14 protein-coding genes and 1 riboswitch are annotated in these 15114 nt (G+C 41.9%); of the genes, 9 read left to right on the plus strand and 5 right to left on the minus strand.

All coding sequences use genetic code 11. The annotated features are described in order from the left end of the window. Positions 1 to 248: 248 nt before the first annotated feature. A complete protein-coding gene (locus tag ABID99_RS08810; RefSeq protein ID WP_090527292.1) occupies positions 249 to 1694 on the plus strand; it encodes a TlpA disulfide reductase family protein in 1446 nt (481 codons plus the stop codon). 5 nt (positions 1695 to 1699) lie between these two features. Here ABID99_RS08810 and ABID99_RS08815 read toward each other — a convergent pair whose 3' ends face one another. After that, entirely contained in the window at positions 1700 to 2296 is a 597-nt protein-coding gene (locus ABID99_RS08815; RefSeq protein ID WP_090527295.1) for a TetR/AcrR family transcriptional regulator, read from the minus strand. Between the two features lie 349 nt (positions 2297 to 2645). On the opposite strand from ABID99_RS08815, the gene ABID99_RS08820 reads away from it, so the two are divergent. The 3 genes from ABID99_RS08820 to ABID99_RS08830 all read left to right on the plus strand — a co-directional run bounded on the left by ABID99_RS08820 (position 2646) and on the right by ABID99_RS08830 (position 7249). Further along, positions 2646 to 3884: an MFS transporter gene (locus ABID99_RS08820; RefSeq protein ID WP_090527298.1), complete on the plus strand. Its 1239-nt coding sequence runs from the start codon at positions 2646 to 2648 to the stop codon at positions 3882 to 3884. Between the two features lie 210 nt (positions 3885 to 4094). Next, positions 4095 to 4286, plus strand: a riboswitch (cobalamin riboswitch). 173 nt (positions 4287 to 4459) lie between these two features. Beyond that, positions 4460 to 6784: a 5-methyltetrahydropteroyltriglutamate--homocysteine S-methyltransferase gene (metE, locus tag ABID99_RS08825; protein ID WP_373613469.1), complete on the plus strand. Its 2325-nt coding sequence runs from the start codon at positions 4460 to 4462 to the stop codon at positions 6782 to 6784. Between the two features lie 192 nt (positions 6785 to 6976). Further along, the gene (locus ABID99_RS08830) at positions 6977 to 7249 is read left to right on the plus strand and encodes a cysteine-rich CWC family protein (RefSeq protein ID WP_373613470.1); all 273 of its coding nucleotides are present in this window, start codon (positions 6977 to 6979) and stop codon (positions 7247 to 7249) included. Between the two features lie 38 nt (positions 7250 to 7287). Here the strand turns inward: ABID99_RS08830 and ABID99_RS08835 are convergent, their stop codons facing one another. The 4 genes from ABID99_RS08835 to ABID99_RS08850 all read right to left on the minus strand — a co-directional run bounded on the left by ABID99_RS08835 (position 7288) and on the right by ABID99_RS08850 (position 9179). Beyond that, on the minus strand, positions 7288 to 7788 hold the full coding sequence (locus ABID99_RS08835) for an SRPBCC family protein (RefSeq protein WP_373613471.1): 501 nt from the start codon (positions 7786 to 7788) through the stop codon (positions 7288 to 7290). A gap of 23 nt (positions 7789 to 7811) precedes the next feature. Then, on the minus strand, positions 7812 to 8300 hold the full coding sequence (locus ABID99_RS08840; RefSeq protein WP_112652982.1) for a VOC family protein: 489 nt from the start codon (positions 8298 to 8300) through the stop codon (positions 7812 to 7814). A gap of 123 nt (positions 8301 to 8423) precedes the next feature. Continuing rightward, the gene (locus tag ABID99_RS08845; protein WP_373613472.1) at positions 8424 to 8843 is read right to left on the minus strand and encodes a VOC family protein; all 420 of its coding nucleotides are present in this window, start codon (positions 8841 to 8843) and stop codon (positions 8424 to 8426) included. 6 nt (positions 8844 to 8849) lie between these two features. Then, positions 8850 to 9179 carry a metalloregulator ArsR/SmtB family transcription factor gene (locus ABID99_RS08850; RefSeq protein WP_321559459.1) on the minus strand — a complete coding sequence of 110 codons (330 nt, stop codon included), beginning with the start codon at positions 9177 to 9179 and terminating at the stop codon, positions 8850 to 8852. Between the two features lie 338 nt (positions 9180 to 9517). On the opposite strand from ABID99_RS08850, the gene kdsA reads away from it, so the two are divergent. The 5 genes from kdsA (at position 9518) to ABID99_RS08875 (ending at position 15102) form a co-directional block, all read left to right on the plus strand. Beyond that, on the plus strand, positions 9518 to 10294 hold the full coding sequence (gene kdsA / locus ABID99_RS08855; protein ID WP_354483621.1) for a 3-deoxy-8-phosphooctulonate synthase: 777 nt from the start codon (positions 9518 to 9520) through the stop codon (positions 10292 to 10294). Between the two features lie 25 nt (positions 10295 to 10319). Then, entirely contained in the window at positions 10320 to 11255 is a 936-nt protein-coding gene (locus tag ABID99_RS08860) for an SIS domain-containing protein (RefSeq protein WP_373613473.1), read from the plus strand. Positions 11256 to 11366: 111 nt separating this feature from the next. After that, positions 11367 to 12698, plus strand: a complete 1332-nt coding sequence (locus ABID99_RS08865) for a nucleotide sugar dehydrogenase (RefSeq protein ID WP_373613474.1) — start codon at positions 11367 to 11369, stop codon at positions 12696 to 12698. A 210-nt stretch (positions 12699 to 12908) separates the two neighbouring features. Further along, positions 12909 to 14312, plus strand: a complete 1404-nt coding sequence (locus ABID99_RS08870; RefSeq protein ID WP_090527329.1) for an undecaprenyl-phosphate glucose phosphotransferase — start codon at positions 12909 to 12911, stop codon at positions 14310 to 14312. A gap of 1 nt (position 14313) precedes the next feature. Beyond that, positions 14314 to 15102, plus strand: a complete 789-nt coding sequence (locus tag ABID99_RS08875; protein WP_373613475.1) for a helical backbone metal receptor — start codon at positions 14314 to 14316, stop codon at positions 15100 to 15102. Positions 15103 to 15114: the final 12 nt, after the last annotated feature.

Below are 15114 nucleotides of genomic sequence, written 5' to 3' on the forward strand. Positions count from 1 at the left end.
TCAGGTTGGTTTTCCCTGCTTGCATTAAGTAGATAAATTGGTTTGACTAATATAATAAATCGATTTAGCATTTTATAATAATTTTTAATTTTTTATGATCGGCAAGGCTGATGGAACTATGTTTTCATTTTTGAACCATCGTTGGTCCGGTCTGCCTCCGGGTTGGGATAACATGCAAACTAAATCCCGAAGTTGTATTGAAATAAGCTGCTGAGCTTTATATTTGTTTAAACCTACCAATTACATCTATGAAAAAAATGATCCTGTTCCTGCTTTCATTTTATTTTATCGGCAGGGGGGTAGCTCAAAACCCGGTTCAGCCACTTGTTATACAGGGAAAGCTCAGCAATTCGGCCGAAAAAATGTTGAAGGTCTTTTTTGAAGATGCCAACGGTAAACTTCTTATGGATACCATCAGGCTTAATGATTCGGGCGAGTTTTATTTAAAAACGTACAAAATAGCCAAGCCTCAACGCACCAGCATCCAGCAAAACAACACTCAAATCAACCGGATCTATGTGGCACCGGGTTATGATCTCCATATAACCGGTGACGCTATTGATTATGTCAACCTGTCGAAAACTAAAAAGATAACCGGTATAGGTGCCGAAACCAATCAATACCGTGTAAAATTAGATTCAATCCTGGTTGCCCGGAACGACAAGACAGCGTGGTATGAACTAAAGACCGATGAGTTAATCCAATTCCTTAAAAAAAGCAAAACGTTGGAAGACTCGTTACTAAGTGTTGTGTTTAACAAGCCGGCAAAGCAAGATCAATATTTCAATACGTTTAAGAAAATGATTGATTTAGATAATCAAAGCTTAAATTTTTACATGCTGCTTCAACACCTTGATTTGAGTAAATACAATGTGGCGCAGATGAGGGAGCTGGTATCAAAAAATACCCCTTCAGCATTTTCAAAAGGTATATCGCATGACGAATATTTAGTATCAGAAGACTATAAATCATGGGTTTTGCCCCTTTATTATGCCTATGAACAGCGGCTGGATCTGCTGCGCGATTCTGCATCGGTGAAGCAGCCCGGGTACACACTTGGCAAAATCAAACAGCTTTTTACCGGCAAGGTAAGGGACTATTATCTAAACCGGTACGTTGAAAAAAGAATTGGTAGTGCTAACTCTCTTGAAAAATTGAATATAGCCCAAAAGGAGATGCGCGTATTCATTGACGCAATTAATAACCCGGCTTTAAAAAATAACGTCGCCGGGAATTTTACCGAAAAAAAGCTCCAGCTGATGCAGGTACAAATTGGGAAACCGGCCCCGGCTTTTACTTTGCCCAGCGACCGTGGCAAGGTTTTTAACCTGGCCGATTTTAAAGGAAAAGTTATTTATATTGACCTTTGGGCCAGCTGGTGCGGGCCCTGCCGCCAGGAAATGCCCGCATATAAAAAACTAAGCGACAAGTTTAAAACTAATCCGCAGGTTGCTTTTGTCAGTATTGCCGTACATGACGGAGAAAAGGAATGGCGAAATGCACTCAAAGAAGAAAAGCCGGACTGGCTGCAGCTTTATGACAAAGACGGTACAGTTGCACAATCATACATAGCCTATGCAATTCCAAAATATATACTGATTGATAAAGAAGGCAAAATGCTCAGTTTTGACGCTCCCGGCCCAGGGAGTGCGCAGGCCGAACAATTGATCAATGAAGCAATCGCGAAGCCGTAGTGTGTTTATGCTTTTTCCAGGGCATATGATGCCAGTTCAGTTTTCAGGCTATTGATCATGATCTGCATTGGTTTTGTGCTGTTTAATACCCTGCAGATCGCGTTGCCTCCTTCTATCGAAAGCATCATCCGGGTTGCAAATTCAACGGGGTTTATGGCGTTTGAGAGTTCTCCATTACTAATTCCGTCCTGAATAATATTGGCATAGGTTGTTATAGCGGTATCAACCATGTCTTTTAACTTTTTTTTGATGGCCGGGTTAGTATCATCCGTCTCTGTCGAAAAATTAACTATCGGGCAGCCGCCTTCAATATAGCTTTTCAATGGATTTTTGCTGTTGTCTAAAGCGGCATTGATCTTGGCAATGGCAGTTTTATGTTTGCTTACTGTGTTGTTCCTCCTGTCGTTTAGTTTTCCTAAAAGGTAATCAACAGCGGCTTGTGCCAGTTCGTCTTTGCTTTCAAAATGGCCATAAAAACATCCCTTACTGGTATTGGCAACTTCAAGTATCTCATCAACCGAAGTGCCGGCAATTCCCCTCTCATTAAATAAAATCGCTGCCTGCTCAATAATGAATTGCCTTTTTTGCTCGCCTTTGCTCATCTTCAGTTATTTACTATGCAAATATAGACTAAATGGTTTAAAAAAATAAAGGCCGTTGATTGGCTGGTTGAAATTAACTGAGTGTTTTATTATTTGTAAATAGCTGTTAGTTAGTGTTTTATTTTCATATTCGTTTTGTGATTGTATAACTTTAGGGTGTTTTTTTTTACACTGATCTTATGAATATGTGTATTTATAAGCCGGCTAAGCAGCGATTGACATAGTAATGTAAATATGGCTAAAAATAGACTGAATGGTTTTATTTAATAAACCAATTAGTCTACTTTTGTTTTAATAAAAAACGAATCACAATACTGTTTTTACGATCTGTAAATTTTAACGTTAAGCTATGAAACTTATAAAAGAACACCACAGGGGCATCAGCACAATTTTAGCGTTCGCGCTGATCCCGCTTTCGGGTTTTGCAACTGATATTTATATACCTTCCCTACCTTCTATGGCCAGGGAATTAGCTGTCAATAATTCGGCCGTTCAGCTTTCGCTCATCGCGTTTATGATCAGTTCGGGCGTTAGTCAGTTGTTTGTTGGCAGCTTGCTCGATAGCTTTGGCCGGTACCGTATCGGTACTGTCTCTTTACTGGTGTTTGCATTTGCAAGTTTTGTCATAGCTATCTGTCATAATATCGAGCTTATTTATGCAATGCGTATTTTGCAGGGCATCACGGTAGCGCTTATTGTAGTAGGGAAGAGGGCATACTTTGTAGATATGTATTCGGGCGAGCAGCTTAAACATTATACCAGCCTTTTTTCTATCATCTGGGCAACCGCGCCTATTGTAGCGCCTTTTATCGGAGGTTACCTTGAAGCTGCCTTTGGCTGGGAATCCAATTTCCTTTTCCTGGGAATAGCCACTCTTTCGCTACTTGTTTTAGAGCTGGTATACGGTGGCGAATCATTAAAAAATTATCACCCGTTCAAAGCTAAAAGTATTCTGCAGGTTTACCTGGCTACCATTAAAACCCGCGATTTTTCCCTGGGCCTCATCCTGATCTCCCTGAGCTATGCCATGCTGGTGGTGTATGGTATGAGCAGCCCTTTTATAATTGAGCATGTATTTCATTTGTCGCCTGTGGTAACCGGTTATTGTTCGCTGCTTTCGGGGGTATCATTGATGGCGGGCGGTATTATTTCAAAAACCCTCATCAGGAAACCGCTTATCAAAAAAGTATCGATAGCGCTTGCACTGCAATTAGGCTTTGCAGCTTTAATGGTGTTTACAGCAGGGATTAAAACAAATTTATTTACGCTGATGGCATTTACAGCATTGGTCCACCTATTATCTGGCTTTATATTCAATAATATATTTGCTTACTGTTTAGGCCGGTTTTCAAAAAATGCGGGTATCGCAAGCGGCGTGACCGGCGGCTCACTTTATATTATCACTTCATTTTTTAGCTACGGCATTGTAAATATTATGGCCATCAAAAATCAGCAGTTATTAGGAACCGCTTATTTATCGTTCGCGATACTGGCTGTTGTTACACTGGTGCTTTTCATCAAAGCGAGGGCTTCGCACCAAAAACAAGAAGAAGCGGCTGTTATTTTAAATGCTGAGGTAGCTGTATAAGCTGAATGATATCGCCTTAAATAATAGGTGAAGCCGGTAATTAATTATCGGCTTCACCTGTTTTACGATGATACATAAGGACGGTACAATTCAACGCTTTATAGGTTTACGCGTTTATTGACCATGATATAGCCTACAATTTCACCAATAAAATAACCTGAATATTCAGCCGGCATATCATTATATTTGCCCCGATAAGTTCTTTACTTTACTTCATCAACCGGTATAGGTTTTACTTAATTGTAGATTAATAGGGAATCGTGTGTAAATCACGAACTGTCGCGCAACTGTAAGTAACACAAAGGTTTTTGCCAGTAATGTCCACTGTCCTGATAAACAGGGATGGGAAGGACGGCAAAAATGTTACAAGTCAGGAGACCTGCCTAATACTGAATTGACAATGCTTTCGCGGTGTGAAGCTTTGGTCTGGGTTATGATTACTTGCCTGTTGGGTCCATGGCCCGTTATGACGGGCTGTGCCCATATATTCTCTCCATTTTTACATATCAACAAAGTATTGCGAAGCTTAGCTGAAAGGGCTTTTAACCGATTTATTCATTTAATCAATTAAAAGAATGCTAACGCAAAATTTAGGTTACCCGCGTATTGGTAGCCGGCGCGAATTAAAAAAAGTCTGCGAAAACTACTGGGCAGGCAAAACGGGCTTAAAAAATGTGCTTACCGTGGGTAAATACATCAGGGAAGAGAACTGGCTGCTGCAAAAAGAAGCCGGGATCGACCTCATCCCATCAAATGATTTTTCATTTTATGACCAGGTGCTTGATCATTCACTGATGTTTGGCGCTATTCCTAAACGCTATCATGAAGTGATCAGTCAAAAAGGCAATACCGAGCTCGATCTGTATTTTGCTATGGCCCGCGGCTATCAAAAAGATGGATTGGATGTGGTAGCCATGGAAATGACCAAATGGTTTGATACCAATTACCATTACATAGTACCCGAGTTTTATAAAGACCAGCAGTTTAAACTTTTCTCCACCAAAGTTATCGATGAGTTTTATGAGGCTAAACAATTGGGCATCGTTAGCAAGCCGGTGTTGATCGGGCCTGTATCGTACCTGTTGTTGGGCAAAGAGAAAGAGGCTGGTTTCGATAGGATAGACCTGATCAAAAATCTGCTGCCTGTTTATTTTGATATCCTGAATAAGCTTAAAGCTTTGGGTGCCGAATGGGTCCAGTTTGATGAGCCGTTTTTAGCGCTTGATTTAAGCGAAAAACAACAGGAGGTATTTAAAGATACCTATAAGCAATTGAGGAAAGAATTTCCTTTCCTGAAGATAGTTTTGGCAACTTATTTTGAACGCCTGGGCGATAACACTCAATTAGCGGCAACTTTACCTGTTGATGTTTTACATGTCGATTTAGTGCGGGCGCCTCAGCAATTGAATGAAGTAATGGAGCATCTGCCCCAAAAAACTATCCTTTCTTTAGGTGTTGTTGACGGGCGCAATATCTGGAAAAATGATTTTGTTAACTCGCTGGTCATTATAAAGAATGCGAAGGATAAATTAGGTGCCGACCGCGTTTGGATAGCCCCTTCATGCTCATTGATCCATTCGCCATGCGATCTGCAAAATGAAACCAACGATGAAGTGCTTACTCCTGAAATTAAACAGTGGCTGGCTTTTGCGCGGCAGAAAATAAACGAAGTGGTATTGCTCAGCAAGTTATCGGAAGATGTGGTGAGCGATAGCAGCCTGCATCAACTGGCAAAAAACCGGCAGGCAAACGAGGCCCGCCGAACATCTGCACTGATCCATAACCCAGCAGTTAAACAGCGTGTAAGCGCCATCACCGAAAATGATGCAAAGCGTATAAGTGCTTTTCCTGCACGGAAAGAACAGCAGCAGCAACTGCTTGACCTGCCGCTTTTTGCTACCACAACTATTGGTTCGTTCCCGCAAACGGCCGAAGTACGAAGCTGGCGTGCCCAATTAAAAAAAGGCGCGATAACCCTGGGGGAGTATAATAAACTGATAGCTACCGAAACTGAAAAGGCTATAAAATGGCAGGAAGAAATAGGGTTGGATGTGCTGGTACATGGCGAGTTTGAACGTAATGATATGGTTGAGTACTTTGGCGAACAACTGGCCGGTTTTACCTTTACACAAAATGGCTGGGTGCAAAGCTATGGTAGCCGCTGTGTTAAGCCACCGGTTATTTATGGCGATGTATCAAGGCCACAGCCTATGACGGTAAAATGGTCGGCTTATGCGCAATCACTAACCTCAAAATGGATGAAGGGTATGTTAACCGGCCCGGTAACTATTTTGCAATGGTCGTTTGTGCGCAATGACCAGCCCCGTTCCGAAACCTGTACGCAGATAGCTTTGGCCATTCGTGACGAAGTTTGTGACCTGGAAAGCGCAGGTATCAAAGTCATCCAGATAGATGAACCGGCCATTCGCGAAGGATTACCGCTCCGCAGGGATGACAGGGCAAATTACCTCGACTGGGCGGTTAAAGCTTTTAGGATTTCGGCAAGCGGCGTTCAGGACAGTACACAGATCCACACGCACATGTGCTATTCGGAGTTTAATGACATCATTAAAAGCATAGCCGATATGGATGCCGATGTGATCACGATAGAAACATCGCGCTCGCAAATGGAGCTGCTGGATGTTTTTGCCGATTTTAAGTATCCTAATGAAATTGGCCCCGGTGTATATGATATCCATTCGCCCCGCGTACCCAACAGGGAGGAAATGATCGGTTTACTCAAACGCGCCCAGGCGGTAATACCCGATGCCCAGCTTTGGGTAAATCCCGATTGTGGTTTAAAAACGCGGGGATGGGATGAAACCCAAAAAGCCTTAATAGAAATGGTTGAAGCCGCGAAAGCTGTCCGCGAAAATGTTATCAGCAATGTAACTGCTTAAATAAAAAAAAACTACTGTGTATCCTTACGGGTACACAATAGTTTTATAGGTATAATTAAAAAAAGGGTGTCATGTTGAGCCTATCGAAGCATGGTGGGAAGGGCCTCTGCGCGCGAGTCTTCGACGGGCTCAGACTGACAGGCCCTCTTTTGTCATTTCACCTTCAGAGGCCTCCGGATTTAAATACTTAATATGACAAAGCATGAAAATAAATACTGCCCCCGGTGTAAAGAGCCGTTTGAATGCAAAGTAGGCAGCATCCTGTTGTGCCAGTGCCAGGGCATCAGCTTTACCGACCTGGAGCGCGATTATATCCGCTTAACCTATCCTGATTGCCTGTGCCGCAAATGTCTGATGGTGATGAAGCATGAGATCAGTTCAACCGCAGCTCAGGAAAAAATGAAAACGATACTTGAAGCAATCAGGAAAGGGTACGCAATAACAGGATATTATGAATTGCGTTAAAAATTAGCTTTAAGCTTTGTGCTTTCTGCTTTTAGCTTTCAAATAATTTCCCCTGCTTCAAACAGTTCATCCAAACGGCTGTGCGAATCATTTACGCCCCGTTCCATACCCGATTGCAGCATGCCATCCCGATCTGCCGCGGATTGAAAAACCGACTGAACGGTTACTTTTGTTCTATTATCAGGAAGGGCTTCAAATCGGGTAGTTTCTAAGGTAACATGACCACTTTCGGGCAATCCTTCAAACTCAAATGTTTGGATGATACGTTCAGGGGCGGTTACATCATGGATAACACCATGAAAGCTATAATCATTACCGGCAGGGTCGGTATGAATGTAGCGGTAAGCGCCTCCGCTACGGCAGTCAAATTGATCTATGCGCATTTTAAGTTCGCGTGGGCCCAGCCATCTAACAATAAGCTCAGGATCGGTAAAAGCTCTGAAAACCAGCTCACGCGGTGCTTCAAATTCGCGGGTTATAAAAAGCTCCTGCTTGCCGGGTTCGGCCTTAATTTCTGTTTGATTTTTTGTGGTGATCATGGTGTTTTTATTTAGGTAATTGATTAATCGTTATCGTTAGCTTCCTGCAAAAGCTTGATGTCCATTTTGGTCATCTTCATCATGGCAGCCATAACTTTTTTGGCTTTTTCAGGATTTTCGTTATTATAAAGTAACTCGCTCATAACTTCAGGAACAATTTGCCAGGTAACACCAAATTTATCATCAAGCCAGCCGCACTGATTGGTTTTGCCGCCGCCTGCGGGCAGTGCTTCCCACAGGTAATCAATTTCCTCCTGGGTTTTGCAGTTTATATAAAAGGAAGTAGCCGGCGAAAAGTTAAACATCGGTCCTCCATCCAGCGCTAAAAACTGCTGGTCTTCGATACGAAATGTTCCAACTAACATTTTACGGCCATTACCTGGATCGGTAAGTGAGCTTACTTCGCTTTCGGAGTTTTTGAATACCGACGTATAAAATTTCAACGCTTCTTCAAGGTTGCCGTTAAACCATAAAAAAGGAGTTACTTTCTGGGTTGCTTTAAATGTTGCCATGGTTTCTGTTTTTTATTGATTAAAAATTTGTTGCTTTCGATATCTCAAAGTTACCTGCCCTGGCAAGGACTAATAGTGTCCAAAAACGACGAGATAAGGGGGCATTAGCGACAAAATGATTTTTTATCTCCCTGGCATTTTGCTCATATCCATGTGCAGCACATTCCAGCTATGGCCATCAGGATCGGTAAACAGGCAGCCGTACATCCAGCCATCCATTTCCCGGGGCTTGTGATTGCTTTTGCCACCGGCTTCGATAGCCTTTTGAGCCAGTTCATCAACTTCTTCCTTGCTTTCCGCGTCGATAGACAACAGAACTTCAACTCCCTTAGCCGTATCCGCAAGACCGCAGTTTTCAACAAAACCTTTAAAGGTGCTTTCGTCAAAAAACATTACTGTAACATCCTTTTCGCCAACCTGCATGGCTGCAGAATTTGGACCGTTACCAAATTGCGAATTAAACCGAAAGCCGAGTTTGCTGAAAAACTCTTTTGATACATTTACATTTTTTACAGGCAGATTGATCCAGAATTGCTTCGTCATAATTGATTATTTTAAAGGTTTGTCATTGTTTTTTAATTCTTCGAGCAGATTGTCGAGCGCGTCAAATTTTTCTTCCCAAACCTTGCGGTAGCGCTCAACCCATTGAGCTACCTCATCAAGCTGTTTCAACCGGGGTTCGCAATACCGTTCCCGGCCCTGTTTCTTAATGGCTATAAGACCGCATTCGGTTAAAATTTTTATATGCTGGGATATAGCGGGGCGGCTCACATCAAAGTTATCCGCTATGGCATTCAGGTTCATGGGTTTAAAGGCTATCAGGTTAATGATATCCCTGCGGGTTGGATCGGCAATGGCCTGGAAAACATCTCGTCTCATCTAGATCAAATATAATATGTAAGTGATTGCTTACAAAATTATATGTAAGCAATCACTTACGCAAATTTTTTAATATTTTTATTTTTAGATAAAAAGGGGGAGAAGTACAGGGCCAACATTTAAATATTCGGACTTGCCTAAGCACTCAAAAACATTAGCGTAGTGTAACCCCTCAAAAAAATAAATATTTGATTATGAATATCTTGTAAGTAATATTTTAAAAAAGTGTTAACCCTGTTAACCCTATTTATGTGCGTTTGCCCGGGAGTGAAATGGCCCTTCTGTACGATTCTCAAAAAAATCATCATCTTTGTGGCTGATAAATAGATCCTAACAATATGCTGTTTGAACAAATAAGCCAAAAGCCGTTCTTTATTCTTGGCCCCTGTGTAATGGAAAGCCAGGAGTTATTATATACTGTTGCCGAAAAAGTAGCCGAAGCCGGGCAGAAATACAATGTGCCGGTGATCTTTAAATCGTCATTTGATAAAGCGAACCGTACTTCAATCCATTCGTACCGCGGCCCGGGATTAGGGAAAGGCATGGAAATGCTGATGAATGTTAAGCAGCGTTTTGGTTTACCGGTTACCACAGATATTCATGAGCCATTCCAGGCAGCTATTGTAGCCGAGGTTGCTGATATATTGCAGATCCCCGCGTTTTTATGCCGTCAAACAGATCTGCTGGTTGCAGCTGCCCAAACCGGTAAAATTGTCAACGTAAAAAAAGCCCAGTTCCTTTCGGGGCATGATATGTTTTATCCGGCTCAAAAAGTTATTGAAGCCGGCAATAACCAGGTAATATTAACCGAGCGGGGCAATATGTATGGTTATAATAATTTAGCTGTCGATTTCAGGAATATTTACGATATGAAAGCTTTTGGCCACCCGGTTTGTATGGATTGTACCCATTCGGTTCAGCGTCCGGGCGGAGCAGGAGGAAAAACCGGCGGCGACCGTACTTTTGTGCCCATGATGGCGCTGGCAGCAAAGGCTTTTGGAGCCGATGGCTATTTTTTAGAAACGCATCCCGACCCTGATAATGCCCTGAGCGATGGCCCTAACATGGTTAAGCTGCACGAACTGGATAAGGTTTTAGCACCATTAGTAGGGTAAGTTTTTGTTCTGAATGTCCGGATCCATGAAAGATATTGCAAAAAGGGTTTTTGATATTGAAATAGAGTCGCTGCAGCAGGTAGCCTGCTCAATTGATGATGAGTTTGCAAGGGTTGTTGATGCCATATTAAAATCAACAGGAAAGCTGGTTGTTATTGGCATTGGCAAATCGGGGCTTATCGGTAAAAAGATAGCTGCCACATTGGCCAGTACAGGTACACCGAGCTTTTTTTTACATCCGGGAGAGGCTTTTCACGGCGATTTAGGCATGGTAGGCCCTAATGATATTGTTTTATTGATATCCTATTCGGGCGAAACCGACGAGGTGCTGAAACTTATTCCTTATTTAAAATGGAATAAAAATGTGATGATTGGTATAACAGGTAATCCTGTATCAACCGTTGCCAAAAACTGCAGTTATCACCTTAATATAAAAGTTGAAAGGGAGGCTTGCCCGCTTGAACTGGCGCCAACCTCGTCAACTACGGCGGCGTTGGTTATGGGCGATGCCCTTGCTATAGCATTAATGGAGGCGCGAAACTTTCAGCAGCATGATTTTGCACGTTTTCATCCGGGCGGTAGCCTTGGGCGCAAACTGCTGGTAAAGGTGAAAAACCTCATGCGGACCGATAAGCTTCCTTTTATTAATGAGGAGGCTTCATTTATGGACCTGTTACTGCGCATGTCCGAAGGCAGGTTAGGTATGGTTATAGTAGGCGATTCGTCCCGGATTAAGGGGGTGGTTACAGATGGTGACCTTCGCCGGGCTTTGCTTAAACACCCTGATACCTCAACCTTAACTATCGCCGAAATCATGACCGTTAACCCGGTTATTATTGATGAGCATGAATTTGTAGGCTATGCCGAGCAGTTAATGCTTGAAAAAAAGATCACCACCTTACTGGTAGGTTCTGCACAAAACCGATCAATAACAGGTGTTTACCAGATATATACGGCCTGAAACACTTTTGATTAGCCTGAGCCGCGCATTCTTTGGATCGGGAGGCAGCTAATTTTGGTAATATTTGATTATCTTTACCGGTATCTATCATATTCTACCGTGTTAAATTAAATGTCTGATCAATCAAATTCGATCACTAATAAATTTCAGGCTCCTGCAAATATTCATATTGCAATAATAGGTCTTGGCTATGTGGGATTGCCCCTTGCTGTTGAATTTGCCAAAAAATATCCTGTAAAAGGTTTCGATATTAAACAAAGCCGGGTTGATGAGCTGAATAACGCGTTTGACCGTACCCTTGAAACCAGTAGCGACGAACTATTGGCAGTTTTAAATTTAAAGGATGAAAGCAAGGGACTTACTTTCACATCGCAGATAACAGACATTGCTTCCTGTAACGTTTATATTGTTTCGGTACCCACACCTACCGACCAGCACAACCGGCCCGATCTGAGCCTGCTTATCCGGGCAAGTAAATCAATAGCAGGTGTATTGAAGAGGGGGGATGTAGTTATTTATGAATCAACAGTTTATCCCGGCGTAACTGAGGATGTTTGTGTGCCTGTTTTACAAAAAGAATCAGGTTTGCATTACAACAGTGATTTTTTTGCAGGATACTCGCCCGAGCGTATAAATCCGGGGGATAAAGTTCATACGCTGACCAATATTTTAAAAGTAACATCGGGCTCAACGCCCGAGGCTGCTGATTTTATTGACAACTTATACCGGTCAATAGTAAAAGCAGGAACGCATAAAGCGCCCGCCATTAAAGTTGCAGAAGCCTGTAAGGTGATCGAAAATTCACAGCGGGATATCAATATCGCTTTTGTAAACGAACTTGCCAAAATATTCAACATCATGGATATTGATACCCATGCGGTTTTGGCAGCGGCAGGTACCAAGTGGAATTTCCTGAATTTTAAACCAGGTCTTGTAGGCGGCCACTGCACAGGAGTTGATCCGTATTACCTTGCAGCAAAAGCCCAGCAAATGGGTTATCATCCCGAAATTATCCTGGCCGGGCGAAGACTTAATGATGGTATGGGTACGTACGTTGCCCTTGAAGTCATTAAACTTATGGTGAAGAATGATATTTCGGTAAAAAACTCAAAGATCCTGGTGCTCGGTTTTACTTTCAAGGAAAATTGTCCGGACGTTCGTAACACCAGGGTAATTGATATTATTAAGGGATTTGATGGTTTTGACGCAACCTGTGAAATATATGATCCATGGGCTGACCCGGATGAAGTAAAAAGAGAATATGGTATCTCTACATTAAAAAATTACGGGCAACTAAGCGGCGCTTACGATGCTATTGTTATGGCTGTGGCACATCGCGAGTTTTATGATTTAGACTATGCAAGCTTAAAACATAAACCATCATCGGTAATTTATGATATAAAAGGTATTTTAAACAAGGATGTTGTAAGCGGACGGTTGTAAGTGTTGGTTTTACAATTATTTTTTCACATAGAAAATCATTTTTTTCTCACTGTTAACAGAGAATTCATTTTGAATAAATTTCTTAATTTTTAATTTTGTGGCTGTGGAAATAATACATTTGTAACCGTGTCTCCATTTAATTATGACATTGTTATTAGTAAATAATTATAGTAATTTTAGCAGGGTTGCATACTACATAAGCACATATACATGATTCACAGATACGCTACTTTTATTAAAGCAGTGAACCTTACCATTGATTATATTATACTTAATATGAGCATGGTAATTTCTTACTTCATCGAAGACCGGTCATATATTTTTTGGATTAACAACAGGCAATACCTGCCTATTGTATTAGTTTTTAATCTAATTTGGCTGCTGTCAGCTAATATTACCGGGCTTTATGAACATGTTCTGAATAAAGATTCAATTAAAACCTATCGCGGCGTAATTAAAACTTACCTGCTGTTTGTAAGCTTTATTTGCTTCACTATCATTATATTAATAGGCACTAAGGCGTATTTTATAACACGCGAGTATCTTTTTTATTCGTTGGCCTTATTCGGCTTCCTGCTTGGTTTATGGAAGTTAATATTCCTGAGCATCCGTAAAAGCGACCGCGCAACGCTTATTGATATACGTACTGTTATCATTATAGGCGGGGGCCGCATCGGGTCAGACCTGCATAGCTTTTTTAAACAAAACCCAGAGCGTGGGTATAAGCTTGTTGGCTTTTTTGATGATGCATCAGACAGCGTACTTGATCAAAGCCTTTATTTAGGCGGTACTAATGACTGTATCAGCTATGTGCTCAACAATAAAGTGGATGAAATATTTTGTACCCTACCAAACTCTGAAGCCGAGAAAATAGAGCAGTTGATGCTTGATGCGGATAAAAATCTGATCAGGTTTAAATTTGTGCCAGAATATTACGACTACGCTAAAAAGCCAACTTTTATACAAAGCTTCGGTCATATCCCGGTTATATCCGTAAGGCCCGAACCTTTGGAGAACATGCTGAACCGCTCCATTAAACGCTTGTTTGATATCTGTTTTTCAATATTTGTGATCCTGTTTATTTTTAGCTGGTTATTCCCCATTTTGGCCATCATTATAAAGCTTGAGTCAAAAGGGCCGATATTCTTTGTGCAGGAGCGTTCAGGCAGGGACAATAAGCCGTTTAAATGCTATAAATTCCGTAGCATGCGGGTAAATCACGATTCGGATAAAAAACAAGCTACACGCGGCGATTCACGTATAACCAAATCCGGGGCATTTATCCGTAAAACAAGTATCGACGAATTGCCACAGTTCTTTAACGTAATATTGGGCAATATGTCTGTAGTAGGCCCGAGGCCGCACATGATAAGCCACACGCAACAATATTCGCAGCTAATTGATACTTTCATGGTAAGGCATTTTCTTAAACCTGGTATTACGGGTTGGGCCCAGGTGTCGGGCCTGAGGGGCGAAACTCAAACCACACAGGCTATGCTTGAGCGTGTGGAGGCCGACGTTTGGTATCTTGAAAACTGGTCGTTCCTGCTGGATATGAAGATTATCTTCCTAACGGTATGGAACGTGTTTAGGGGCGAAAAGAACGCGTTTTAATATGCCGGTATTCCGGGACCAGCTAAGCCGAAGGGTTGAACTTTCCGGAATCCGTAAGCGGATCATATCCATTGTCCCTTCACAAACAGAATTGCTTTTTTACCTTGGCTTAAACGTTGAGGTGATAGGCATTACTAAATTTTGTATCCATCCGGCAGATAGGTTTAATTCAACAACGAAAGTAGGAGGGACTAAACAGCTTGATGTCGAAAAAATCCGATTGCTGAACCCGGATTTGATTATCGCCAATAAAGAGGAGAACGACCGTCTTCAGGTAGAAGAGTTAATGAATATATGCCCGGTTTGGATCAGTGATATTTTTGATCTGGAATCGGCTTTGCAAATGATTGTTTGCATTGGTGATATGATAGGTAAGCCCGGGCAGGCAAACGTGCTTTGCACGGAAATTAATGGTCGTTTTAAGGGTATTAAGCTTCCTGTAACAGGGCTGAGAGTTGCCTATCTCATCTGGCGTAAACCCTATATGCTTGCCGGCAGGGGAACTTTCATTGATAGTATGCTGCAAACATGTGGACTAAACAATGTAACAGAGGGGGAGCGTTACCCGGAGATTGATGCAGATGCTTTAGTCGCGGCTAATCCGGATCTTGTTTTTCTATCATCAGAGCCATACCCATTCGCTAAAAAACATATAGAGGAGTTTAGGGCGCTTTTACCAAATGCAAAGATAGTTTTGGTAGATGGTGAAATGTTTTCATGGTATGGCAGCAGGCTTTTATACGCACCGGCATACTTCAAACAGGTGATAAATGGGCTTGTGAAAAAATAATTCCTACTAAAT

This window comes from Mucilaginibacter sp. OAE612, assembly GCF_041806395.1.
In the GTDB taxonomy this organism is placed as follows: Bacteria; Bacteroidota; Bacteroidia; order Sphingobacteriales; family Sphingobacteriaceae; genus Mucilaginibacter; species Mucilaginibacter rubeus.

Bases quoted from the DNA above. Each gene is read 5' to 3' on its own strand.
- ABID99_RS08810 (WP_090527292.1), top strand. From the start codon at position 249: ATGAAAAAAATGATCCTGTTCCTGCTTTCATTTTATTTTATCGGCAGG.
- ABID99_RS08815 (WP_090527295.1), bottom strand. From the start codon at position 2,296: ATGAGCAAAGGCGAGCAAAAAAGGCAATTCATTATTGAGCAGGCAGCG.
- ABID99_RS08820 (WP_090527298.1), top strand. From the start codon at position 2,646: ATGAAACTTATAAAAGAACACCACAGGGGCATCAGCACAATTTTAGCG.
- metE (WP_373613469.1), top strand. From the start codon at position 4,460: ATGCTAACGCAAAATTTAGGTTACCCGCGTATTGGTAGCCGGCGCGAA.
- ABID99_RS08830 (WP_373613470.1), top strand. From the start codon at position 6,977: ATGACAAAGCATGAAAATAAATACTGCCCCCGGTGTAAAGAGCCGTTT.
- ABID99_RS08835 (WP_373613471.1), bottom strand. From the start codon at position 7,788: ATGATCACCACAAAAAATCAAACAGAAATTAAGGCCGAACCCGGCAAG.
- ABID99_RS08840 (WP_112652982.1), bottom strand. From the start codon at position 8,300: ATGGCAACATTTAAAGCAACCCAGAAAGTAACTCCTTTTTTATGGTTT.
- ABID99_RS08845 (WP_373613472.1), bottom strand. From the start codon at position 8,843: ATGACGAAGCAATTCTGGATCAATCTGCCTGTAAAAAATGTAAATGTA.
- ABID99_RS08850 (WP_321559459.1), bottom strand. From the start codon at position 9,179: ATGAGACGAGATGTTTTCCAGGCCATTGCCGATCCAACCCGCAGGGAT.
- kdsA (WP_354483621.1), top strand. From the start codon at position 9,518: ATGCTGTTTGAACAAATAAGCCAAAAGCCGTTCTTTATTCTTGGCCCC.
- ABID99_RS08860 (WP_373613473.1), top strand. From the start codon at position 10,320: ATGAAAGATATTGCAAAAAGGGTTTTTGATATTGAAATAGAGTCGCTG.
- ABID99_RS08865 (WP_373613474.1), top strand. From the start codon at position 11,367: ATGTCTGATCAATCAAATTCGATCACTAATAAATTTCAGGCTCCTGCA.
- ABID99_RS08870 (WP_090527329.1), top strand. From the start codon at position 12,909: ATGATTCACAGATACGCTACTTTTATTAAAGCAGTGAACCTTACCATT.
- ABID99_RS08875 (WP_373613475.1), top strand. From the start codon at position 14,314: ATGCCGGTATTCCGGGACCAGCTAAGCCGAAGGGTTGAACTTTCCGGA.